17 protein-coding genes are annotated in these 23,474 nt (G+C 40.8%); 11 read left to right on the top strand and 6 right to left on the bottom strand.

The window, feature by feature from the left end:
* The first annotated feature begins 122 nt into the window (after positions 1-122).
* Genes accC through ABC255_RS20430 form a run of 5 tightly spaced genes read left to right on the top strand, consistent with a single transcriptional unit; the run spans position 123 to position 5,033 of the window.
* Positions 123-1,484: an acetyl-CoA carboxylase biotin carboxylase subunit gene (gene accC / locus ABC255_RS20450; RefSeq protein WP_412996419.1), complete on the top strand. Its 1,362-nt coding sequence runs from the start codon at positions 123-125 to the stop codon at positions 1,482-1,484.
* An 11-nt stretch (positions 1,485-1,495) separates the two neighbouring features.
* Positions 1,496-1,708 (top strand): acetyl-CoA carboxylase biotin carboxyl carrier protein subunit, encoded by a 213-nt coding sequence (locus tag ABC255_RS20445; protein ID WP_283864750.1) that lies wholly within the window; start codon positions 1,496-1,498, stop codon positions 1,706-1,708.
* A 30-nt stretch (positions 1,709-1,738) separates the two neighbouring features.
* Positions 1,739-2,665, top strand: a complete 927-nt coding sequence (locus ABC255_RS20440; RefSeq protein ID WP_412996417.1) for a hydroxymethylglutaryl-CoA lyase — start codon at positions 1,739-1,741, stop codon at positions 2,663-2,665.
* 13 nt (positions 2,666-2,678) lie between these two features.
* The gene (locus ABC255_RS20435; RefSeq protein WP_412996416.1) at positions 2,679-3,461 is read left to right on the top strand and encodes an enoyl-CoA hydratase; all 783 of its coding nucleotides are present in this window, start codon (positions 2,679-2,681) and stop codon (positions 3,459-3,461) included.
* Positions 3,462-3,500: 39 nt separating this feature from the next.
* Positions 3,501-5,033 (top strand): acyl-CoA carboxylase subunit beta, encoded by a 1,533-nt coding sequence (locus ABC255_RS20430; RefSeq protein WP_412998602.1) that lies wholly within the window; start codon positions 3,501-3,503, stop codon positions 5,031-5,033.
* 89 nt (positions 5,034-5,122) lie between these two features.
* Here ABC255_RS20430 and ABC255_RS20425 read toward each other — a convergent pair whose 3' ends face one another.
* The 4 genes from ABC255_RS20425 to gltC all read right to left on the bottom strand — a co-directional run bounded on the left by ABC255_RS20425 (position 5,123) and on the right by gltC (position 7,353).
* Positions 5,123-5,326, bottom strand: coding sequence for a hypothetical protein (locus ABC255_RS20425; protein ID WP_412996414.1), 204 nt, complete (start codon positions 5,324-5,326; stop codon positions 5,123-5,125).
* Positions 5,327-5,389: 63 nt separating this feature from the next.
* The gene (locus ABC255_RS20420) at positions 5,390-5,824 is read right to left on the bottom strand and encodes a glycine/sarcosine/betaine reductase selenoprotein B family protein (protein ID WP_412996412.1); all 435 of its coding nucleotides are present in this window, start codon (positions 5,822-5,824) and stop codon (positions 5,390-5,392) included.
* 36 nt (positions 5,825-5,860) lie between these two features.
* Entirely contained in the window at positions 5,861-6,361 is a 501-nt protein-coding gene (locus ABC255_RS20415; protein WP_412996411.1) for a redoxin domain-containing protein, read from the bottom strand.
* An 89-nt stretch (positions 6,362-6,450) separates the two neighbouring features.
* Positions 6,451-7,353 (bottom strand): glutamate biosynthesis transcriptional regulator GltC, encoded by a 903-nt coding sequence (gene gltC, locus ABC255_RS20410; RefSeq protein ID WP_412996409.1) that lies wholly within the window; start codon positions 7,351-7,353, stop codon positions 6,451-6,453.
* A gap of 134 nt (positions 7,354-7,487) precedes the next feature.
* Here gltC and gltB point away from each other — a divergent pair, with 134 nt between their 5' ends.
* From gltB to ABC255_RS20395, 3 genes are all read left to right on the top strand, one after another.
* A complete protein-coding gene (gltB, locus tag ABC255_RS20405; protein ID WP_412996407.1) occupies positions 7,488-12,035 on the top strand; it encodes a glutamate synthase large subunit in 4,548 nt (1,515 codons plus the stop codon).
* Positions 12,036-12,052: 17 nt separating this feature from the next.
* Entirely contained in the window at positions 12,053-13,519 is a 1,467-nt protein-coding gene (gene gltD, locus ABC255_RS20400) for a glutamate synthase small subunit (RefSeq protein WP_412996405.1), read from the top strand.
* A gap of 351 nt (positions 13,520-13,870) precedes the next feature.
* The gene (locus ABC255_RS20395) at positions 13,871-15,118 is read left to right on the top strand and encodes an endo-1,4-beta-xylanase (protein ID WP_412996403.1); all 1,248 of its coding nucleotides are present in this window, start codon (positions 13,871-13,873) and stop codon (positions 15,116-15,118) included.
* Positions 15,119-15,188: 70 nt separating this feature from the next.
* Here the strand turns inward: ABC255_RS20395 and ABC255_RS20390 are convergent, their stop codons facing one another.
* Entirely contained in the window at positions 15,189-15,767 is a 579-nt protein-coding gene (locus tag ABC255_RS20390) for a M15 family metallopeptidase (RefSeq protein ID WP_412996401.1), read from the bottom strand.
* A gap of 330 nt (positions 15,768-16,097) precedes the next feature.
* Here ABC255_RS20390 and ABC255_RS20385 point away from each other — a divergent pair, with 330 nt between their 5' ends.
* Positions 16,098-16,913 (top strand): C39 family peptidase, encoded by an 816-nt coding sequence (locus ABC255_RS20385; protein ID WP_412996399.1) that lies wholly within the window; start codon positions 16,098-16,100, stop codon positions 16,911-16,913.
* Between the two features lie 134 nt (positions 16,914-17,047).
* Here ABC255_RS20385 and ABC255_RS20380 read toward each other — a convergent pair whose 3' ends face one another.
* Positions 17,048-18,247, bottom strand: a complete 1,200-nt coding sequence (locus ABC255_RS20380; protein WP_412996397.1) for a nitrate/nitrite transporter — start codon at positions 18,245-18,247, stop codon at positions 17,048-17,050.
* Between the two features lie 425 nt (positions 18,248-18,672).
* On the opposite strand from ABC255_RS20380, the gene nirB reads away from it, so the two are divergent.
* Both nirB and nasC read left to right on the top strand, forming a co-directional pair.
* Positions 18,673-21,039: a nitrite reductase large subunit NirB gene (gene nirB, locus ABC255_RS20375; protein WP_412996395.1), complete on the top strand. Its 2,367-nt coding sequence runs from the start codon at positions 18,673-18,675 to the stop codon at positions 21,037-21,039.
* A 40-nt stretch (positions 21,040-21,079) separates the two neighbouring features.
* Positions 21,080-23,230, top strand: coding sequence for an assimilatory nitrate reductase catalytic subunit NasC (gene nasC / locus ABC255_RS20370; protein WP_412996393.1), 2,151 nt, complete (start codon positions 21,080-21,082; stop codon positions 23,228-23,230).
* Positions 23,231-23,474: the final 244 nt, after the last annotated feature.

The raw sequence follows: 23,474 nt of genomic DNA, 5'->3' as shown, positions 1-23,474 counted from the left end.
TCCATTTACAAGATTAGGAGTTTCATTTTGTTAAAAAAATAAATCATTAAATTTTTACATATCTTTGTAATAAAGCTTACGCGTATTGATATTGAAAGAAGCGCTAGAAAGGGTGGAAAGGCATGTTCAAAAAGGTGTTAATTGCTAATCGCGGCGAAATTGCTGTTCGTGTAATCCGTACATGCAAAGCCTTAGGTATTACAACGATTGGAGTATACTCAGAAGCTGATGCGGACGCTCCACATGTAAAAATAGCGGATGAGGCCTATTTAATCGGGGGTTCCCAGGTAGCAGAAAGCTATTTAAATATTAATAAGATACTAGAGGTCGCAAAGCTTTCAGGAGCTGAGGCAATCCACCCTGGATATGGCCTGCTTTCTGAGAATGCTGAATTTGCCCGCCGTTGTGAAGATGCTGGTCTTATATTCATCGGACCTTCTCCAACTGTTATTTCGAAAATGGGGAGTAAGATTGAATCACGCAAAGTGATGGAGGAAGCAGGTGTTCCTGTTGTACCAGGGATTACCTACCCACTATCGGATGCAGAGGAAGCGGTAGAAGTGGCCGACTCCATCGGTTATCCGGTTATGCTGAAAGCCTCCGCTGGGGGCGGAGGAATTGGAATGCAGGTGGTCCAAAACGGCGATGAAATTCGAAAAGCCTTTACCGGGAACCAAAAGCGGGCTACTGATTTCTTTGGTGATGGATCGATGTATATTGAAAAATTTGTTGCAAATCCAAGACATATTGAGATTCAAATTTTAGCTGACGGTTTTGGAAATACCGTTTACCTATGGGAACGTGAGTGTTCTATTCAGCGTCGCCATCAAAAAGTTGTAGAGGAAGCTCCATCATCGTTTATAACCGAAGATACCCGGACCAAGATGGGCGAGGCTGCTGTCAAAGCGGCAAAATCTATTGGGTATAAAAATGCAGGAACCATCGAGTTCTTAGTAGATGAAGAGCAAAACTTCTACTTTCTAGAAATGAATACTCGCTTGCAAGTGGAGCACCCGGTTACAGAAGAAATTACAGGATTAGACTTAGTCGAACAACAATTGCAAGTTGCCGCAGGTCAACCTTTGAATTTTTCCCAGGAAGAGGTAAAACGTGAGGGTCATGCTATTGAGGTTAGAATCTATGCAGAAGACCCCAAAACATTTTTCCCTTCACCTGGAAAAATAACCAAATTAGAGCTGCCTAACGGACCGGGAGTTCGACATGAATTAGCCATTCACGGTCAATCCGTTGTCACCCCTTTTTATGATCCAATGATTGCAAAGCTTGTAGTCAAAGGCAGTAATCGTGAAGAGGCAATCAATCGCCTGCAAGCTGCATTGGCTGATTATCATATTGAAGGAATTAAAACAAACATTCCTATGCTGCGAGAAGTTGTTGCTCATTCGGCGTTCCATACAGGTGATACGACAACAGACTTTGTCAGTAAGTACTTAAAAACAAATAAAACCAACAAGGTTAAATAGGAGGAATAATCATGAGTGAAATCATTGCAAGTATGGCAGGAAGTGTTTGGAAGGTATTAGTTCAAGTTGGAGATCAAGTAGAGGAGGGTCAGGATGTTGTAATTTTAGAATCGATGAAAATGGAAATCCCAATTGCCGCTGAATTTGATGGAACGGTCAAAGAAGTAAAAGTGGCAGAAGGCGAATTTGTAAATGAAGGCGACGTCATAGTAGTAGTCGAATAATCCTTGGTAAGGTGGAATGGAGATGGAGCGATGAAGTGGCCGGATAGGGTAACGATTAAAGAAGTTGGTCCTCGTGATGGATTACAAAATGAAAAGACCTTTATTTCAACAGAAGATAAAATTGTTTGGATTAATCAATTATCAGAAAGTGGACTAAAACATATTGAAATTACCTCCTTTGTTAATCCAAAATGGATTCCTGCACTTTCTGATGCCGTAGCTGTTGCAACTGGCATTACCAAAGTGCCTGGTGTGACCTATACAGCACTCGTTCCAAACCTTCAAGGCTTGGAACGGGCTTTTCAAGCAAACATAGATGAAGTTGCTGTATTTATGTCAGCAAGTGAAACTCATAATCTTAAAAACATTAATAAGAGTATTGATCAAACTCTCCCTGTTTTAAGAGATTTGGTCAGAGATTCCCTCACAGCTGGAAAATCAACCAGAGGGTATGTTTCCACTGTTTTTGGCTGTCCGTATGAAGGACATGTGGATATTGAAGCGGTCATAAAAGTATCTGAAGCATTATTTGAAATGGGGATTGAAGAGCTGTCCCTCGGGGATACAATTGGTGTCGCAAATCCAAAGCAAGTTCAAGAAGTTTTGGAAGTCTTATTGAAAAGATTTCCTGCAGATAAATTAGCCATGCATTTTCATGATACAAGGGGAACAGCTTTGGCCAATATCTTAGTATCGTTAGAAATGGGTATTACCATTTTTGATTCATCCCTTGGGGGCTTAGGGGGATGTCCATATGCGCCTGGGGCAGCTGGAAACGTAGCAACAGACGACTTACTCTATATGCTTAATGGGATGGGTATTCACACTGGAGTCGATCAGCATAAGTTACTTCATGCTTCGCAATTTATTCAGGAAAAGATAGGCAGAACTTTACCTAGTAAAAGTTTCCAAGCAGCCAGCTCCGGGCTTGGTGGAACGCTTGGGAGTACCGTGTGAGAAGGGTGAGATCATGAGTAAAACAATATTAGTTAACAAGCTGGATAATGGAATTGTGATGATCACGTTAAATAGGCCGGAAGCTGCCAATGCTTTATCAATAGAAATGTTAGAGGGTCTCTCGGACGCCCTTCTAACATGTAAATATGATCGGTCAGTACGCTGTATCGTTATTACAGGGGCAGGGGAGAAGGCCTTTTGTGCAGGGGCTGATTTAAAAGAACGAGCTGGAATGGATCCAATTCAGGTGAGGAAGACGGTTTCTCTAATCCGCGATAATATCAACTCTGTAGAATCACTACCCCAACCGGTTATAGCAGCTGTGAACGGTGTTGCTTTTGGCGGAGGTACTGAACTAGCGCTCGCTTGTGATATCCGCATTGCCTCTGAAACTGCGAAGCTTGGTCTTACAGAAACATCACTGGGAATTATTCCAGGTGCAGGCGGAACACAGCGTTTACCAAGATTAGTAGGAAAGGGACGTGCCAAAGAGCTAATATTCACCGCTAGACGAATTGAAGCAAAAGAAGCGCTTGAGATTGGATTAGTAGAGTATACGGTCCCTTTTACAAGTTTAATTGATAAAGCGTTAGAAATTGCCGGACAAATTGTTCGGAATGGCCCGATTGCACTCGCACAAGCGAAGTTCGCGATCGATAAAGGCTATGATGTTGACCTAAACACAGGTCTTGCGATTGAGCAAAATGCCTATGAAATAACGATTCCTACAAAAGATCGTTTAGAAGGATTACAGGCATTTAAAGAAAAACGTACTCCAAATTACATTGGAGAATGAGAAACTTACATGAATCGAGGAGGAAAAATGACCGTGGATATGAAACCTCTCCAACAAACTTTAAATGATAGAGTCGAACAAATTAAAAAGGGTGGACCTCCAAAATATCATGAGAAAAACCAAGAACAGGGAAAGCTGTTCGTCCGTGATCGTTTATCATTATTATTTGACTCTGACCTTGAGCTAGAGGATGGTCTATTTGCAAACTGTATGGCGGGGGATCTTCCTGCAGACGGTGTTGTGACAGGGATGGGCAAGATTAATGGCCAGCAGGTTTGTGTGATGGCCAACGATTCAACCATCAAAGCTGGTTCATGGGGAGCAAGGACGGTTGAAAAAATCATTCGAATCCAAGAAACAGCTGAAAAGCTGCGAGTGCCATTATTATACTTGGTAGATTCAGCTGGAGCGCGGATAACGGATCAGGTGGAAATGTTCCCGGGACGTCGTGGTGCAGGAAGAATTTTTTACAATCAAGTAAAGCTTTCTGGGAAAATTCCTCAGATTTGTATTCTGTTTGGACCATCTGCTGCTGGCGGAGCTTACATTCCAGCTTTTTGTGACATTGTTATTATGGTTGATAAAAATGCATCCATGTACTTGGGTTCACCAAGGATGGCTGAAATGGTTATTGGTGAACATGTAACCTTAGAGGAAATGGGCGGCGCTCGCATGCACTGTTCTGTTTCAGGATGTGGTGATGTTCTGGCGAAAAATGAAGAGGAAGCCATTTCCAGGGCTAGAGAGTATCTTTCTTATTTTCCAGCTAATTTTTCAGAGAAACCGCCAGTTCGTGAGGCAGTGGCACCTAAAGAATTGAAGAAACCATTAGAAGAGTTGATTCCAGTAAATCAGAATTCTCCTTTTAATATGCTTGATTTAATCAATGGGATTATTGATGAAGGTTCTTTCTTTGAAATTAAGAAACTTTTTGCTGGTGAACTGATAACAGGACTAGCACGTATGGATGGAAAACCTGTTGGAATAATCGCCAATCAACCGCGTGTTAAAGGCGGAGTATTATTCCACGATTCAGCCGATAAGGCAGCGAAATTCATTAATCTTTGTGATGCCTTCCATATTCCACTTTTGTTTTTAGTTGATGTGCCTGGATTTATGATTGGTACAAAGGTAGAACGTGCCGGAATCATTCGCCATGGTGCGAAAATGATCTCGGCAATGTCTGAAGCAAGTGTTCCAAAAATCTCAGTTATCGTCCGTAAAGCATATGGCGCTGGCCTTTATGCAATGGCTGGCCCGGCATTTGAACCGGATGCATGTCTTGCATTACCTTCAGCATCCATTGCGGTTATGGGGCCAGAAGCGGCTGTTAATGCCGTTTATGCGAATAAAATTGCTGCGCTGCCAGAAGAGGAGCGTGCTGCATTTATTGAACAAAAACGCGAGGAATATAAAGAGGATATTGATATCTATAATTTGGCTTCCGAAATGGTGATTGACGGTATCATACCAGCAAATTCATTACGGAAAGAATTAGTCAATCGTTTTGAGGCTTATTCGTCAAAATATCTCATTTTCTCAGAACGAAAACATCCGGTATATCCGGTTTGAATAAACAGTTAAACAGTGGGAAACAGTGGGGACAGTTCTCCTGGCTTAAAAAGCCAGGAGAACCGTCCCTTTTGTTCCCTTGGTTTCCATTAATAAGATGGAAAATGTACATCATGTATATTTCCTGGCTCTTGTCTTTCATTAAGTTCCGCCAGTGCTGCCATTAATACTTTCATTTGTGTTGTTTTATCATGAGGCTTTCCTAAGGAGTGTCCGAATTCGAACCCCACTGGATGGATAGCCCGCGGTGGCCTCATTAAACTGGATTGCTCTACATCCAACGTAATTAACACTGTAGGTATTCCCTGTGATTCAATGCCGCGCTGCACTGTAACTACAGTGCGATGACAGAGTGGTCAGCCGGCAGTTAAAAGGACTGCGTCCGCTTTGGAGCGAACCACTTCTTTTACCAGCGCAGGGATTGTTTCCTTATTTATTATATTTAACCGCATGGAATAACCCATCATGGTCATATGTTTCTCAGCTACTCCTCCAAGGTCTCCATCCTCAACCATCTCCCGCAGGCGATCGATAGGAAAAACGCAGTTAATATCCTCTTTCGGCGCATCCGTATTATAATGCTCCTTTGGGGCTGCGTGGGTTACCGTTAAATTCTTGGAATCAACATCTCCTGGAATGATACGAAAGGTTGTATCTCCTACTGAAGGGTCCGTGTTAAATGCCTCCTGATCCTTCAGATGAACACCAGAAGTAGAAACAATCATGATAGTCATTTCATGCAATGGTTTGGTGCTAGGTGTATATGGGATAGCTTTTCTTGAGAGTTCCATACACAATCTCCTTATATTCTACTAACAATATTCGATTTAAAGTTTTCGCAAAACATCAAACAACTCTTCATTATCAGGCTGCTTATCAAGTGGATGAACATCAATCCATTGAACGATTCCTTCTTTATCAATGATAAAGAGGGCACGTTCTGCGGCTCCATATGCCGGTTCGCTTTTGTTTTTGCGAAGAACGCCATAATTCTCCGAAACTTCTCCATGCGGATAGAAATCAGAACAAAGCGGATAAGAAATTCCGCCAATTGATTTTGCCCATGCATCGTGGCTGTGAACGCTGTCGACTGAAATACCCAGGACCTGGGTATCAAAATCTTCAAAACGAGGAAGATCATCCTCGTATGAAGGCATTTGCGCGCCTCAAACTGGGGTCCAATCTAGAGGATAAAAACAAAGAAATACATTTTTTGATCCGCGGAATTCACTCAACGTTACTCTGCGGCCGCCGTGGGCTTCCACCGTGAAATCCGGTGCCGGATCACCAACTTTTAGGGTGCTTGTTTCAGTTGCTCCTTGTGGCATGTAGTTATCTCCTTTCTTGTTTAAAAATTCACGAACACTGTTTATTATTCCCAAAAGAGCCCAAGGAGAGTCATTTTTTCAAAACTTATCTATTTGTACTGGTCCAATCGGTTGAAAAATTGGATTAGGAATTGATAGAAATTCTTTTCGGAAGGTCCAATGTCCCTATGCTTCGGGATAATTACCCCAACGGTACGCATGGCCTTAGGTGTTTCAATCGGTACTTTGACTGTGAACCTAGGAACAGAGTCATAGAAAGTACTTTCAGGTAATAGGCTAACGCCGATTCCTGCAGAAACAAGACCTTTTAACGCATCCATATCCTCCCCTTCAGACACAATGTTCGGTTCAAACCCAGCCTCATGACAGGCATCTATCGCAATTTTTCGAAGGACATATCCATCAGGAAATAAGACGAATGAATCTGTCCGCAAGTCACCTAAATTCAAACTTCGTTTATCAGCCAAGGGGTGACGCTCAGGAATCAATGCCACGATATTTTCCATAAATAAAATCTTTGCATCGAGATCGGGTTCCTTCATGGGAACAGGGCCGAGAAAGGCCAAATCAATTTCACCTTTTTTTACCGCATCAATTAAGTAGGCATAGGAGCCATGCCGCAAATGGAAATTAACATTTGGAGCCACTTCCTTATAAGCCGAGATAAGATTTGGAAGCCAATAGATGGAAAGACTTGAAGGATATCCAATATGAAGCGTTCCTCCTAGTGGATTGAGATATTCTTCTACTTTTTCCTTTCCTTCATCTAATGTTTTTAAAGCACTAATTGCAAATTTAAGGAAAACTTTTCCAATTGGTGTAATCTTAATGTTCCTGCCGACTCTTTCTAATAACTTAACCCCTAGCTCCTCTTCTAGTTTGGTAATTTGATAGCTAACGGCCGATTGTGCCACGTTAAGATTATCAGCTGCCTCTGTAACATGCTGCCGTTCCGCCACTTCGATTAAATAACGTAATTGACGAAGCTCCATTGTTATTCCTCCTTTCATTTATATAAGAATTAGATTGATTTGATATAAATTATATATTGTTTATATAAATTAGAAAACCTAAAATAGTGGATATGAATATTTCGACAAATTTAACCTACAGGGAGAGATTAGATATGACGTATCATCAACTACCAAAAGCACAAGGTCTCTACCGTCCAGAATTTGAACATGATGCTTGTGGAATCGGCTTATATGCTCACATAAAAGGAAATGCCACACATGATATTGTGGCAAAAGGACTAAAAATGCTTTGTCAATTAGATCATCGCGGCGGACAGGGAAGTGACCCGCTTACAGGCGATGGCGCGGGACTTATGGTACAAATACCGGACCAATTTTTCCGCCAAGAATGTTCAGGAATCAACTTACCGGAAAAAGGAAAATACGGTGTGGGGATGCTGTTTTTTTCTAAGGATGATCGTGAACGGGAAGAAATTGAAAACTATATCAATAAAATGGTCGAACAAGAGGGGCAAACGGTTCTTGGCTGGAGAACTGTGCCGGTCAATGCTGAACCAATAGGGGTAACGGCACAGGAAAGCTGTCCTGTGATTCGCCAGTTGTTTGTTGGTGAGAATGAAAATAGTACGGATACTTTAGCGTTAGAACGAAAATTGTACGTAATTAGGAAACAAGCGGAAAAATGGGCAAAGGATTCTGAATATCGGTTTTATTTTGCTAGTTTTTCTAGCAGGACGATTGTATACAAAGGTCTGTTAACGCCAGAGCAAGTAGATCAGTTCTATTTGGATCTGCAGAATGAGAATTTTGTCTCTGCGTTTGCTTTAGTGCATTCGCGCTTTAGTACAAATACATTTCCGAGCTGGGAAAGGGCACATCCAAACCGTTATTTAATTCACAACGGCGAGATTAATACACTTCAGGGAAATATTCACTGGATGAAGGCGCGGGAAAGTCAATTTGTTTCAGAGGCGTTTGGAACTGATTTGGAAAAAGTTCTGCCAATCCTTGATACAGATGGAAGTGATTCATCGATTTTAGACAATGCGCTTGAATTTTTAGTGCTCGCCGGCCGAAAGCCAGCACATGCAGCGATGATGCTTGTCCCAGAGCCATGGTCTGAAAATCCTCATATCACAGAGGAAAAAAGAGCTTTTTATGAATTTCACAGTACTTTAATGGAGCCTTGGGATGGACCGTCCGCTATTTCTTTCACTGACGGCAAACAAATTGGTGCTATTTTGGATCGGAATGGACTACGTCCGGCACGTTATTACGTTACAGAAGATGATTACATTATTTTTTCATCAGAGGTTGGAGTCATCGATGTAGAGCCGGAAAAGGTATTGTACAAAGAGCGTCTTCGCCCAGGGAAAATGCTATTGATTGATTTAGAAGAAGGACGAATTATTTCCGATGAGGAAATTAAATCACAGTTGGCGAGTCAACAGCCCTATCAGCAATGGTTAAATGATCAGCTTGTTCGCTTGGAAGAGAGTGTAGAGGCTGAGGGAGAGAGTCGGGCTGATATACTGACCCTTCAAAAAGCCTTTGGATATACGTATGAAGATATTCAAAAATACATCCTTCCAGCTGTTACTGAAGGCAAGGATCCTTTAGGGGCAATGGGGAATGATATGCCGCTTGCTGTTTTATCAGACCGTCCTCAAACTTTGTTTAACTACTTTAAGCAATTATTTGCCCAAGTAACCAATCCGCCAGTTGACTCGATTCGTGAAGCAATTGTTACTTCTACCATTTCCTATTTAGGTGCAGAAGGTAATTTACTTCACCCATCGGCAGAAAATAGTCGTCGGATTCAGTTGGAAACACCAGTTCTGACCAACAGCTGGCTTGAAGATTTAAAGACGAACGATTCATTTAAAAGCAACGTAATCGACATTCTGTTCGCAAATGATTTAGAGAATAGCCTTAAGGAAATTTGCCGTCAAGCAGATCAAGCAATTGCAGACGGAGCAAGCTTAATTATCCTGTCTGATCGAAATATCAATGAAAAAGAGGTAGCGATACCATCGTTATTGGCAGTGAGCACCCTTCATCAACACTTGATTCGTGAAGGATTAAGAACGAAGGCGAGTATCCTTATTGAAACAGGGGAAGTGAGAGAAGTTCACCATTTTGCGGTATTGCTCGGATATGGTGTTGATGCGATTAACCCTTATCTTGCGTTCGCTACCTATCAGCAGGCTATCGCGGAAGGAACTTTACCATTCACCTATCAAGAAGCGGTGAAGAAGTATATCTATGCCATGACTGAGGGCGTTGTGAAGGTCATGTCAAAAATGGGGATTTCAACCGTACAAAGCTACCGTGGTGCACAAATTTTTGAAGCTGTTGGGATCAGCTCTGAGGTTATCGATACCTACTTCACTGGAACAGTTTCCCAGCTTGGTGGGATTGGTTTAGACACTATCGCCCAGGAAGCGAAGCTCCGTCACGCGGAGGCTTATGCTGGATCAACCGAAAAGACCTTAGAATCAGGAAGTAATTTTCAATGGAGACATGATGGGGAACACCATGCCTTTAATCCTGGAACTATTCATACATTGCAATGGGCTTGTCGTAATGGTGATTATGAATTGTTTAAAAAATACTCAACGCAGGCAAATGATGAAAGACTTGGCTTCTTACGTAACCTATTCTCCTTTAATGGAATACAACAAGCTGTGCCGATTGAAGAAGTAGAGTCAGTAGATTCAATTGTCCGCCGCTTTAAGACTGGTGCAATGTCGTTTGGATCCATTAGTAAGGAAGCACATGAAACATTAGCGATTGCCATGAACCGTTTAGGTGGAAAAAGCAACTCAGGTGAAGGCGGAGAAGATTCAAGCCGCTTCGTAATCGATGAAAATGGTGACAACAGAGGAAGTGCGATCAAGCAGGTTGCTTCTGGACGTTTTGGAGTAAAGAGTCATTATCTTGTTAATGCCGAAGAGCTGCAAATTAAAATGGCACAAGGAGCAAAACCTGGAGAAGGCGGACAATTGATGGGTACAAAAGTTTATCCGTGGGTTGCCGACGTCCGAGGTGCAACACCGGGAGTCAGCTTAATTTCACCGCCGCCGCACCATGATATTTACTCCATCGAAGATTTGGCACAGCTGATTCATGATTTGAAAAATGCCAACCGTGATGCCCGTATCAGCGTTAAGCTTGTTTCAAAAGGCGGGGTTGGAACGATTGCTGCTGGTGTGGCAAAAGCAGTAGCAGATGTGATTGTCATCAGCGGCTACGATGGCGGAACGGGTGCATCGCCGAAAACAAGCATTCAGCACGCTGGATTGCCTTGGGAACTGGGATTAGCAGAGGCACACCAAACGCTTATGCTGAATGGTTTACGTGATCGGGTTGTGCTTGAAACAGACGGTAAATTAATGACAGGTAAAGATGTTGTGATGGCAGCCTTGTTTGGAGCGGAGGAATTTGGCTTTGCAACCGCACCACTTGTTGTCCTTGGCTGTGTGATGATGCGTGTTTGTCATTTGGATACATGCCCAGTTGGGATTGCCACTCAAAACCCTGAGCTTCGCAGAAAGTTCACGGGTGAAGCAGATTATATCGTTAACTTTATGCGTTTCATTGCACAGGAAGTGCGTGAACTTATGGCTGAGCTTGGTTTCAGAAGTGTTGAGGAAATGGTCGGCCGCGCTGATGTATTATCCCTAAGTGAGCGGGCAAAGGCTCATTGGAAGGCACAGCATTTGGATTTAACATCGTTACTTTATAAACCTGAAGGACACCGGACCTTCAAAACTCCACAAAATCATAGAATTAACGAATCACTTGATATTAAACACATTCTTCCGGCTGTTCAACCAGCTTTAGAGCTGGGAACACCTGTAGATCTAAGCTTCCCAATTTCAAACATCAACCGCGTGGCGGGAACCATCGTCGGAAGTGAAATTTCCAAACGCTACGGTGAAGATGGACTTCCAGAGGATACCATTACCTTACGATTTACCGGTTCTGCCGGACAAAGCTTTGGTGCCTTTGTACCAAAAGGAATGACTCTTGAACTTACTGGGGACGCGAATGATTATGTTGGTAAAGGTCTATCTGGCGGAAAGATTATTGTCAGAGCAGAAGAGCATATGAAAATCGCCTCTGGAGAAAACGTTATTGCTGGGAATGTCGCCTTTATCGGTGCAACTAGTGGTGAAGCTTATATTAATGGTCGTGCAGGCGAACGTTTTGCTGTTCGTAACAGCGGAGTAAATGTTGTTGTTGAAGGAATAGGTGACCATGGCTGTGAGTATATGACTGGCGGACGTGTTGTTATTTTGGGTGATGTTGGTAAAAATTTTGCAGCTGGAATGTCCGGCGGAATTGCCTATGTTTTAGTGGAAGACAAGGATGCATTTAAGCATTTGTGTAATCAAGAATTAATTGAATTTGAATCGGTATCAACTGCTGCCGACCAAGGTGAGCTAAAACAGTTGATCGAAAACCATTTGCGTTACACACAAAGTGTAAAGGCTAGCTGTGTTCTAGAAGACTGGGAAAAGTGTGTTAGAAAATTTGTCAAAGTCATTCCAAAGGATTATAAACGGATGATTCATTTGATTGAAGAGCAAAAATTAGCCGGATTATCTGAAGAAGAAGCAGTAATGAGCGCCTTTTTAGCGAACTCCTCTGCAAAACCAAATTCATCTAAACAGCAGGAAGCTGCAAATCGCTAAGAAAGGGGAGAGGAACAATGGGGAAACCAACTGGATTTATGGAATATTCCCGCGAAAAAGTGGGAGAAAGAAATCCGCTAACACGCCAAAACGATTGGAAAGAGTATACAGTTCCTTTTTCTGATGAAAAGTTACGTACACAGGGGGCGCGGTGCATGGATTGCTCCATCCCCTTCTGTCATACCGGTATGGAGATACAAGGAGCAACATCAGGCTGTCCGATTCACAACCTAATCCCAGAGTGGAATGATCTAGTCTATCGCGGTCGTTGGAAAGAAGCGCTTGATCGGCTGTTGAAGACAAATAATTTTCCTGAGTTTACAGGAAGGGTTTGTCCGGCTCCATGTGAAGGTTCATGTACATTGGCGATTTCCGACCCAGCGGTTACAATCAAGAATATTGAACAAGCCATCATTGATAAAGGCTTTGAAAACGGATGGATTACACCAAGGATTCCAAGGTCACGGACTGGTAAGAAAGTGGCGATTATCGGTTCCGGTCCTGCCGGTTTGGCAGCAGCTGATCAGCTTAATCAAGCTGGCCACTCCGTAACGGTTTATGAGCGTGCCGACCGTCCAGGTGGATTGCTGATGTATGGAATTCCGAACATGAAGCTTGAAAAAGAAGTAGTAGAACGCCGGGTTCGTTTATTGACACAGGAAGGTATAGACTTTGTTACGAAAACAGAAGTGGGTAAAGATATCACAGCTGCAGAACTACAAGCACAGTTCGATGCGGTCATCCTTTGTACAGGTGCTCAAAGGCAGCGGGACTTAGTGATTGAAGGTCGTGAAGCTAAGGGAATTCACTTTGCGATGGATTATTTAACTCTAGCGACAAAAAGTCTATTAGACTCGAACTTTGAGGATGGACAATTTATCGATGTAGAGGATAAAGACGTCATCGTTATCGGCGGCGGAGACACAGGTGCCGACTGTGTGGCAACAGCGCTTCGTCAAAAAGCCAAGAGTGTCGTGCAGTTCGGCAAGCATCCACAATTACCTGGTCAACGTACATCAGCTAATTTATGGCCAGCTTATCCTAACGTCTTTACTATGGATTATGCATATAAAGAAGCAGAAGCAAAATTTGGCGATGATCCACGTCAATACTCGATTCAAACAAAGAAAATCGTTGCCGATGAGAATGGGAATCTTAAAGAACTTCACACCATCCAAATGGAGAAGCTAAAGGATGAAGAAGGTCGTTATTATTTTAAAGAAATCCCAGGCACTGAAAAAGTATGGCCAGCTCAATTCGTATTTATTGCAATCGGCTTTGAAGGTACGGAACAGCCTCTATTAAGCCAATTCGGTGTAAAGGCAGTCAACCAAAGGGTTTCTGCTAAATACGGTGAGTTCAAAACCAACGTAGAAGGAATCTTCGCTGCAGGCGACGCAAGAAGAGGTCAAAGCCTCATCGTTTGGGCAATCAACGAAGGCCGGGAAGTTGCACGGGAAGTAGAAAAATACTTGATGGCATAGTCGACAGGGGCTTTCCGTCTAATTTTGCAATAAAGATCGATTTTTAATTTGCGGTCAATAAGGGTCGCTGCATTAACCACTATACCCTCAATGTTCTTCGAATGGTCTATGATAAGGGGGAAAAGTTGCAGGCATCATTTTCATTAAATGATGCCTGTTTTGTGTTTTATCCTTTATTTACTTCTCATCTAACATCTATTTTATTGAAAGTATCACCTTTAGTAATGAAAGTAAAACCTTTACTTTGTCGGGTATTTAAACAAAGTAATTTTAGGTAGAATGAATTCAGAATAGGTAGAAAATTCTTGAATAAGAAACTATTAAAAAATTTATTAAAAAGGAGAATAAAACATGATAAAAGTTTTACGTAAACCTATCCTTTCTGGATTAGCTTTAGCCTTATTATTACCTATAGGATCGACAGTTAGTGCCGAAACAAATATTTCAAATAAACCAGGCATTAGCGGGTTAACAGCACCACAATTGGACCAACGATATAAAGATTCTTTCACCATAGGTGCAGCGGTTGAGCCATATCAATTATTAGATGCAAAAGACTCACAAATGTTAAAGCGCCATTTTAATAGCATTGTAGCAGAAAATGTCATGAAGCCTAGCAGTTTACAGCCAGTAGAAGGGCAGTTTAACTGGGAACCGGCAGATAAACTTGTTAATTTTGCGAAAGAAAATGGAATAGACATGCGCGGCCATACCCTTGTCTGGCATAGCCAAGTACCAGATTGGTTCTTCAAAGATGCAAATGGAAATTCAATGGTTGTTTGGCAAAATGGGAAGCAAGTCGTTGCAGATCCGTCAAATCTTGAGGCTAACAAAAGGCTTTTATTAAGCCGTTTAGAAACACATGTTAAAACAGTCGTTTCTCGTTATAAAGATGATATTAAATCTTGGGACGTTGTCAATGAAGTAATCGACGAATGGGGTGGACATCCTGAAGGTTTACGTCAATCTCCATGGTTCCTAATTACCGGAATGGACTATATTAAAGTTGCTTTTGAGACAGCAAGACAATATGCGGCTCCAGACGCTAAGCTTTATATCAATGATTACAATACAGAAGTAACACCAAAAAGAACGTTCTTATACAACCTAGTAAAAAGTTTAAAAGAGCAAGGCGTTCCAATTGATGGTGTTGGGCATCAGTCTCACATTCAGATCGGCTGGCCATCTGAAAAAGAAATTGAAGACACAATTAACATGTTTGCTGAACTGGGGTTAGACAACCAAATTACTGAGCTTGATGTCAGCATGTATGGCTGGCCAGTAAGGGCGTATCCTACCTATGATTCTATTCCAGCACAGAAATTTATAGATCAAGCAGACCGTTATGATCGTTTATTTAAATTATATGAGAAATTAGGCGATAAAATCAGTAATGTGACATTCTGGGGAATTGCCGATAACCATACATGGTTAAATGACCGAGCAGATGTATACTATGATGCAGCTGGAAACGTTGTAACATTGGCAAATGCACCATATGCTAAAATGGAAGCTGGAGCAGGTAAAGATGCACCATTTGTATTCGATCCAGAATATAATGTAAAACCAGCCTATTGGGCGATTATCGACCACAAATAACACGAAAACAAACGGGGACGGTTCTCCATGCCAAAAAGGCAGGGAAAGCGGTCCCCGTAGTCCTTTGTCTTTATTTGCTTTCCGCCACATTAGATGATTCGTCCGGTCTTTGCCCATTCTGCAAATCGGCAATTGTCAGTCCAAAATCCATTTGAAAATGTGGATAATCTTTAAAATCTTTCCAATCTCCGCCCCACTCAAATCCCAATGACTTTGCGATTTTAACTACCTCGGACCAATCGGACTTTCCATTTTCATTACGATCATATTGACGATCCCAAATGACATCCCCTGAAGGAGTTTCAAGTGCAAAATCAATCGCAAGCCCATAATTATGATAGGATTCTCCACCTTTTGCATTCGTTACAATATTTCCCTCTACTGTTCTTCCTTGTTCATAAATGCTATTCTGCTCCTCTATACTGCGGAAACCGTCAGTAATCAAAACCACAATTCCTATTTTTGCTGCTTGTTGGACTAATTGGTCGCTTCGTTCCTTTACTATTGGATGGAGTTCGGCTGGTAAAGGTACAACTTTCTCTTGTTCGATGCCTGTTGCTTTAGACGGTGTGGTTTCGTTGTCTTTTAATATATATATAGTACTAATCCCTAGAACAATTAGAAAAAGTAACCATTTAATCCTTTTCATGGTGCATCTTCCTTTCGTGTTTAGAAGACTACTAAACTCTTTTTAAGCCGAGCTTTCGTCCACCTTCTATTTATCTATCAATCCCTATCATTGTTCAATATAAACCTTAAACAATTCTTAAATAGTATCTGTTCCATAATAAACAACCATGGTCTTCTAGTAAAGGTTATCTATTAATTTTATTATAGACCCCTTGAGTAGAGTTTTTAAATTAACATCTTGTATTTTTATGTTTAAGAAAACTTTAAGGATGTTCCTTCATAATAAGGCTATTCAATCATTCATGCACATAAACGCTTGAAAAAAATAGAGTTAGGGAGGATTAAACCGTTGAAATTAAAAGTACTAATCCTAATACTTGCAATGGGAATACTCATAGGAGTTAATTATGCGGAAGCACAAAAATCAGATTCTGCGCCTACTACTGAAATTAGTAATGAAATAGAAGAAACAAACGTAGAAGAACAGACTACGATACCTGATACGAATTCGGATGTATTATCCACTGATAATACAGTTCCGAGTACTGACCAGGCTCAAATTGTGAGTCAGGTTCAGGATGGCAAAATAGTTGATGTACCCCATATCCAGCAGATGCCTGAATTACCACGCGGCTGTGAAGTTACTAGTCTAGCGATGCTCCTTCAATATGCAGGTGTTTCTGTAGACAAAATGACGCTGGCAAGTGAAATAACCACTATTCCTTTCCGTGATTCAAATGGATTAAGAGGTAATCCAAACGATGGATTTGTAGGGGATATTTATTCATTTGATAATCCAGGATATGGCGTTTACCATGCCCCAATCGCAGCTTTAGCGAAAAACTATTTACCAGGTAAAATAATAGATTTAACAGGTGGTAGTATTGAATCTGTTTATAATATGATAGACAATGGATCTCCTGTTTGGGTCATTACAAATTCAAGATTTTCTCAGCTGCCGGAAAGTGAATTTACCAAATGGCAAACATCCTCGGGGGAAATTCAAATTACCTATAGGGAGCACAGTGTATTAGTAGTTGGGTATGACGAAAATAATGTATATATAAATGATCCATTAGCAGACGAAGCATATAAAGCCGTTTCAAGAGATAGTTTTGAAGATTCATGGATTCAAATGGGAAAACAAGCTGTTAGTTATCAATAATATTGATAAGAAAGCAGCGGAGTGGCATCGCGGGTTCGTTGCTTGGTTTGTAATACTTTGGTAATAACAAAAAAGGCATGAGTTGGTTTGATTCCAACTCATGCCTTTTAGATTGATAAAAATGAACTTCCTTATTAAATGGATGCACGATTTGACTCCAGATTTTTCCTCCAGGATATTTGTGCCATGACTAAAACGATAAGAGCACATAAACCAACCGCAGCTAAAATGTAAAATCCGGTTGCATACGTTCCTGTCATTTGTTTAAGTGACCCCAGTATGTTAGGAACAAAGAATCCTCCCACACCACCGGCAGCTCCGACAATACCTGTTATCACACCAATTTCTTCTTGGAATCGCTGAGGAACCAATTGGAATACCGCCCCATTACCCATTCCGAGACAAAGCATTCCTATAAACAATACTGTAATAGCAAACGGCAGGGCAGGAAGCAAGCTAATGCTGAACATGGTGATTCCAACCCCAATGAATAAGAAAGTTAACAACCGTACCCCGCCGATTTTATCTGCGATGTATCCGCCGACTGGTCGGAAAAAACTTCCCGCTGCGACACACAAGGTAACGAAATCGCCAGCACGTACCTTAGTTAACTCATATTGGTCTACAAAAAAGATACTTAAAAAACTTGATAGTCCGACAAAACCGCCAAAGGTAACGCTATAAAGCAGACAGAAATATAAGGTATCTTTTTGTTTAAAAACCTGAAAGTATTCTTTCATCGGTTTTGCTTTCGGCTGTGATGGGGCATCTTTGGCCATTACTATATATAAAACCATAACAATGAGAAGGGGAATAAGAGCAAGACCCATTACATTATGCCAGCCAATATTTTCAGCCAATCGTGGACCGAATAAAGTAGCCAATAGCGTACCGCTATTCCCCGCACCTGCAATACCCATAGCTAATCCCTGTAAATGCGGCGGGTACCACCGGCTCGCCATTGGAATGGCCGCTGCAAAGCTTGCACCTGCAACTCCAAGAAGAATCCCAATCAGGAAAAGTTCAGTAAGTGTTTGACCGTATAACCATGCCCATAGTAGTGGAAGCATTGTCACGGTCATTCCGCTGATAGCTGTTTTTTTAGGACCAATTCGATCCGTTAAGAAGCCGAGAATCAGTCGAAAAAAAGAACCGCTTAAGATAGGAACTGCAACTATTAAGCCTCTCTCAGAAGGAGAAAGATTGAAATCGCTCGTGATATAAACCCCTAATGCCCCCAACATAACCCAAATCATAAAACTGATATCAAAGTATAAAAATGAAGCAACTAATGATGGTGCATGACCCGCCTTTTTTAAATCTGCTAATTTCATCTTATCTACTCCTCTCTAGTAATCTTTGTTTTTGATCAGGAGTTACCACCCGATATTTTTTGTTCCTTTTGAAAATAAGACTTTAGCTAGTAAGATCACGAATGAAATCAATCCAATATTATTTTTCATTTTTGTATGCCTCCTAATTTTTATAGTTTTAAGAATAGTCTGATACCGGCGTTTTGTCTCAATTGCTGTGAAGAAACCTAACACATGTATTTTTTTCTCCCATGGAAAATCTATATAATTACAAGGTTTATCGCTTATTCAAAAAATAAAATTTTCATAAGAATCCATTCTTCATTTTGCTGTGAGAAAACTAGTATGTAAGGAAATATAACGTGTTTCATTTTTTTAATTTGACTTTATGTGATAATTGATGGCATTAAGTTTAATGTCAGATGAAATGACAGCTGGAGGTTAATATGGGTAAAAAAAGGCTGGTGTTAGTTGGTAATGGAATGGCAGGTGTACGCTGTATAGAGGAAATCTTAAAACTGGATCCTTTAGGTTTTGAGATTACTATTTTTGGAAGTGAACCCCACGTAAATTATAACCGTATTCTTTTATCCTCCATTTTACAGGGCGGCACTTCTTTTGGAGATATCACGCTGCATGATCGTGAATGGTATGAGCGTCATCATATAAATTTGTATACGGGAGAAACAGTAATTGAAATTGATAAGAATAAACAATTCATAAGAACGGATCAACACCGAATCGTTTCTTATGATCAACTGATTATCGCTACTGGCTCTGTTCCGTTTTCCCTTCCGATCCCAGGTGCAGATAAACAGGGAGTGGTTACATTCAGAACAATTGAAGATTGTCAGAGAATGTTAGAGAGCTCTCAGAAGAATAAAAGCGCAGTGGTGATTGGTGGAGGGGTGTTGGGATTAGAAGCAGCAAAGGGTCTGCTTAATCTTGGGATGAACGTGTCTGTGGTTCATATTGGCAGTTATTTAATGGAAAGGCAGTTAGATGAAACTGCTGCAAGAATGCTTCAAAAAGAACTGGAAAGTCAAGGAATGAATTTTCTATTAGAAAAAGAGACGAAGGAAATCATTGGAGGTTTTAGTGCAAAAGGTGTCACTTTTAATGATGGAACAGAAGTGGAAGCAAATTTAATTGTGATGGCTGCAGGTGTCAGGCCGAATGTTCAACTTGCCAAAAATACTGGAATTGAAACAAACCGTGCCATTCTAGTAAATGATTATATGGAGACGAGTGTTCCGAACATTTACGCTGTGGGAGAATGTGTCGAGCATCGGGGAATGGTATATGGCTTGGTACAGCCTCTTTATGAACAAGGTAAAGCATTAGCAAAGCGAATTTGTGGTATTGATGGTCAAGGGTACGAAGGAAGTGTACTCTCCACCCAGCTGAAAATTTCAGGTATAGACCTGTTTTCAGTAGGAGTCATTCATGATAAGGATTCTTCAAACCAATCTATAAAGATTTATGATGAAGTTGAGAGAGTTTATAAAAAAGTAGTTTTTCAGGATCAAAGAATTATCGGCGCTGTGTTGTTTGGTGATACAAAAGAACGAACCAATCTGCAAGATATGATTCTTAAACATCAGGATGTGTCCGATTTAGAAAAGGTTTCATTATTTCCACAGAACAAGGACGATGATTTTTCTATTGCTTCCATTCCCGCCAGTAAGATTATTTGTAATTGTAATAATGTAACGAAAGGGACTATTCAGGAAACTATCCAAAGAGAAGGGTTAACTTCTGTTGAAGAAATCAAAAAATGTACGAAAGCTTCAAGCTCCTGCGGAGGATGTAAACCACTAGTGGCAGACCTGTTGTCATATATACAGAATCATGAAGGTGAAGAAGTCTTAGAAGAAAGGTCATGTCTGTGTTCTTGTACAACATTAAATGATGATGAAGTTGTTCAGGAGGTGCAGAGGCAAGGATTAACAACTATACAGGAAGTCATGGAAGTCTTAGATTGGAAAAATAGCGATGGCTGTTCGATTTGCCGTCCAGCCATTAACTATTATTTGGGAATGATCAATCCAGAATATGATAGTAAGCAACAAGCTCTTTTTATCAACGAAAAAATGAATGCAGTAATTCAATCCGATGGGAACTATACTCTTATTCCACAAATGTATGGCGGTATCACAAATCCAGAGCAATTAAGAAAAATTGCACAAACAGCTGAAAAATATCATATAAACGATGTCGCAATCACGAGTGACCAAAGAATTCATTTACTTGGTGTTAAAAAAGAAGATTTGCCCGCTGTATGGGCAGAATTGAACATGCCCTTAAGTTCACCGCTAGCTAATGGTGTCCAGAACATAAAAACATGTATTGGAGAACATATTTGTTCATGTGATAAAAAACCATCGATTGAGCTTGCAGTAATCCTCGAAAAGCAATTAGAATTTCTCACTACCCCTTATCGAATCAAAATGGGCATATCCTCTTGCTTGCATAATGGTGCAGGTTCGACCACAAAAGATGTTGGCGTCATTGGGGTTGACCGGGGCTGGGAAATTTATATCGGCGGAAGCAGCGGGCGGCATGTTCGCTCAGGTGAGTTATTAAGTGTTGCGGCAACAACTGAGGAAGCGATGGAGTTAATTAGCGGTTTTGTTCAATATTATCGTGAGACCGCTAATTATCTGGAGCGAACATGGCAATGGGTTGAAAGAGTCGGATTGGTTCATGTAAGGGAAGTATTATTTGATGAGGAACTTCGCCAGCAGCTGCTTGAGCATTTGGAAGAGGAGATTGCTTTGCGAAAGAATTTAGTAGAGAAAAGCCTCTATTAATAAATTCAACATAATACTTGCCAAAAAGGGGGAGTGAAGTTTGACTGAATTGTTATTGAAGTATTTCCGCTCAAAGCAGCAGGAAGTAAAGTCAGAAAAAAGATATGATACACAATGTCCATTTTGCAGTATGCAATGTAAAATGCAGCTGCTAGAACAATCCATTGTTACCAGGAAAAAATATGTAACGATTGGAAAAAATAATCCTACTTCTGAGGGCCGATTGTGTATGAAGGGGATGAATGCCCATCAACATAGCTTTCATAACGAACGGTTGAAATATCCATTGCTTAAAAGAAATGGAGAATTTGTCCGAGTTAGCTGGGAAGAGGCATTAGAACATATCAAAAATAACTTTACAAGAATTCAAGGTGAAGATGGGCTGAATGCCTTATCTGTTTATGGGAGTGCGTCCATCACAAATGAAGAAGCTTATTTACTTGGGAAATTTGCTCGGGTAGCCTTGAAAACGAGATATATCGATTATAATGGTCGGTTATGCATGTCAGCAGCGGCTTCTGCAGCCTCTCAAACGTTTGGGGTCGATAGAGGATTTACAAATAGTCTGCAGGAAATACCATCTACTCGATGTATTATTCTTGCGGGGACGAATATTGCCGAATGTCAGCCCACAATCATGCCCTATTTTGAGAAAGCAAAGGAAAATGGTGCTTATATTATTGCAATTGATCCGCGCGAAACAGCAACAACGAAAATGGCGGACTTGCATCTAAAAGTCAAACCAGGAACAGATGCCGCATTAGCTAACGGATTATTAAAGGTGATAATTGATGAAAATTATATCGACCATGCATTTATTAATGAACGGATTAAAGGTTTTGAGGAAGTGCGACAACATTTATTCTCTACGGATTTACAAGAAATTGAGGAAATAACAGGTGTTCCTAAAGAGCAAATTCAAAAAGCAGCCCGCAAGTTTGGAAAAGAAGAAACCGGAATGATATTCACTGCAAGAGGGGTGGAACAGCATACGGACGGATCTATAGCCGTTCGTAATTTCCTGAATATTCTTCTTTCAACGGGTAAAATTGGCAAGCAGAACTGTGGTTTTGGAGCAATTACAGGACAGGGAAATGGGCAGGGTGCAAGAGAACACGGACAAAAAGCAGACCAACTGCCTGGATATCGGTCGATCGAAAATGAAGAACACCGCGCTTACATTTCGAGCGTTTGGGGCGTGAAAAAGGACGAAATACCTAGAAAAGGTGTTTCGGCATTTGAAATGATGGAAAAAATCAATGATGGTGAGATTACTGGCATGTTTTTAATGTGCTCGAACCCGGTTGTTTCCAATCCAAATGCACAATTTGTAAAAAAAGCATTACAAAAATTGAAATTTTTAGTAGCGGTAGATCTGTTTGTTTCAGAGACTGCGAAATTAGCAGATGTCATTTTACCAGCTTCCTCCTATTTAGAGGATGAGGGAACGATGACGAATGTGGAAGGAAGGGTGACTTTAAGGGAAGCAAGTTATCCTTGTCCTGGGGAAGTGAAACATGATTGGCAAATTATATGCGAGGTAGCTCGCGTACTTGGAAAAGGAGAATACTTTAACTTTTCGTCTGCAGAAGAAATCTTTAATGAATTACGTGTGGCGAGCCGTGGAGGAAAAGCGGATTATTATGGCATCACCTATGATCGTCTGCGGAAGGAAGAAGGGATCCTTTGGCCATGCCCTGACCCAGAGCATAAAGGGACAACTCGATTGTTTGAAAATTCGTTTTCCCACCCTGATGGCAGAGCAGAGATGGTGGCAGTTCCAAACCGTCCAGACCCAGCTAAGGAACAGATAAGTGAGGAGTTTCCTCTTTATTTAACAACGGGAAGAGTGATGGCGCACTATCTAACAGGCGTACAAACGAGAAAAAGTCCGGCATTGGCAGCTAGAAATGTAGAATCCTTTGTAGAAATTCACCCGTTAACCGCTAAAAAATACGGGATTGAAGATTGTTCCTTAGTGAGGATAGAGTCCAAAAGAGGAAGTATTGTTGTCAGGAGTATATGGTCAGAAACCATACGTCAGGATACAGTATTTGTTCCTTTTCATTGGGCCGACTCGCAAAATGTAAATCTATTAGTTTCAAAAGACCTCGATCCTGTATGCAAAATGCCAGGATTTAAATTAAGTGCAGTAAAAGTAAAAAGTGTAATGGATTTATACTCTCATTAAACAGGAAAAATAATATCATATCGAATCAATTTACGGCTACTTTATGATTATAAGGTAGTCGCTTTTATTCTTCAGGTTTATTTATAAAAGTTGAATTTAAATTCACTAAATCAAAAAAGATAGTTTAAATGTAATAATTTATGGTTGTTAAATGAATTCAGATAATTTATAATATTGAGTAAATAGGAGTAAGTACTTAAGAAAAAGATTAATCGTTTCATCAAAGTAAAGGCTAATTAAATTG

The organism is Neobacillus canaveralius (assembly GCF_047237705.1).
Lineage (GTDB): Bacteria > Bacillota > Bacilli > Bacillales > Cytobacillaceae > Neobacillus > Neobacillus niacini_K.
Note: the sequence above shows the minus strand (reverse complement) of the source record. Positions and strands in the feature narration are given on the sequence as shown.

Coding starts and splice junctions, on each gene's coding strand:
- gltD (WP_412996405.1), top strand. CDS start 12,053: ATGGGGAAACCAACTGGATTTATGGAATATTCCCGCGAAAAAGTGGGA.
- nirB (WP_412996395.1), top strand. CDS start 18,673: ATGGGTAAAAAAAGGCTGGTGTTAGTTGGTAATGGAATGGCAGGTGTA.
- ABC255_RS20440 (WP_412996417.1), top strand. CDS start 1,739: ATGAAGTGGCCGGATAGGGTAACGATTAAAGAAGTTGGTCCTCGTGAT.
- ABC255_RS20435 (WP_412996416.1), top strand. CDS start 2,679: ATGAGTAAAACAATATTAGTTAACAAGCTGGATAATGGAATTGTGATG.
- ABC255_RS20430 (WP_412998602.1), top strand. CDS start 3,501: ATGAAACCTCTCCAACAAACTTTAAATGATAGAGTCGAACAAATTAAA.
- gltC (WP_412996409.1), bottom strand. CDS start 7,353: ATGGAGCTTCGTCAATTACGTTATTTAATCGAAGTGGCGGAACGGCAG.
- accC (WP_412996419.1), top strand. CDS start 123: ATGTTCAAAAAGGTGTTAATTGCTAATCGCGGCGAAATTGCTGTTCGT.
- ABC255_RS20445 (WP_283864750.1), top strand. CDS start 1,496: ATGAGTGAAATCATTGCAAGTATGGCAGGAAGTGTTTGGAAGGTATTA.
- ABC255_RS20420 (WP_412996412.1), bottom strand. CDS start 5,824: ATGGAACTCTCAAGAAAAGCTATCCCATATACACCTAGCACCAAACCA.
- ABC255_RS20395 (WP_412996403.1), top strand. CDS start 13,871: ATGATAAAAGTTTTACGTAAACCTATCCTTTCTGGATTAGCTTTAGCC.
- gltB (WP_412996407.1), top strand. CDS start 7,488: ATGACGTATCATCAACTACCAAAAGCACAAGGTCTCTACCGTCCAGAA.
- ABC255_RS20380 (WP_412996397.1), bottom strand. CDS start 18,247: ATGAAATTAGCAGATTTAAAAAAGGCGGGTCATGCACCATCATTAGTT.
- ABC255_RS20390 (WP_412996401.1), bottom strand. CDS start 15,767: ATGAAAAGGATTAAATGGTTACTTTTTCTAATTGTTCTAGGGATTAGT.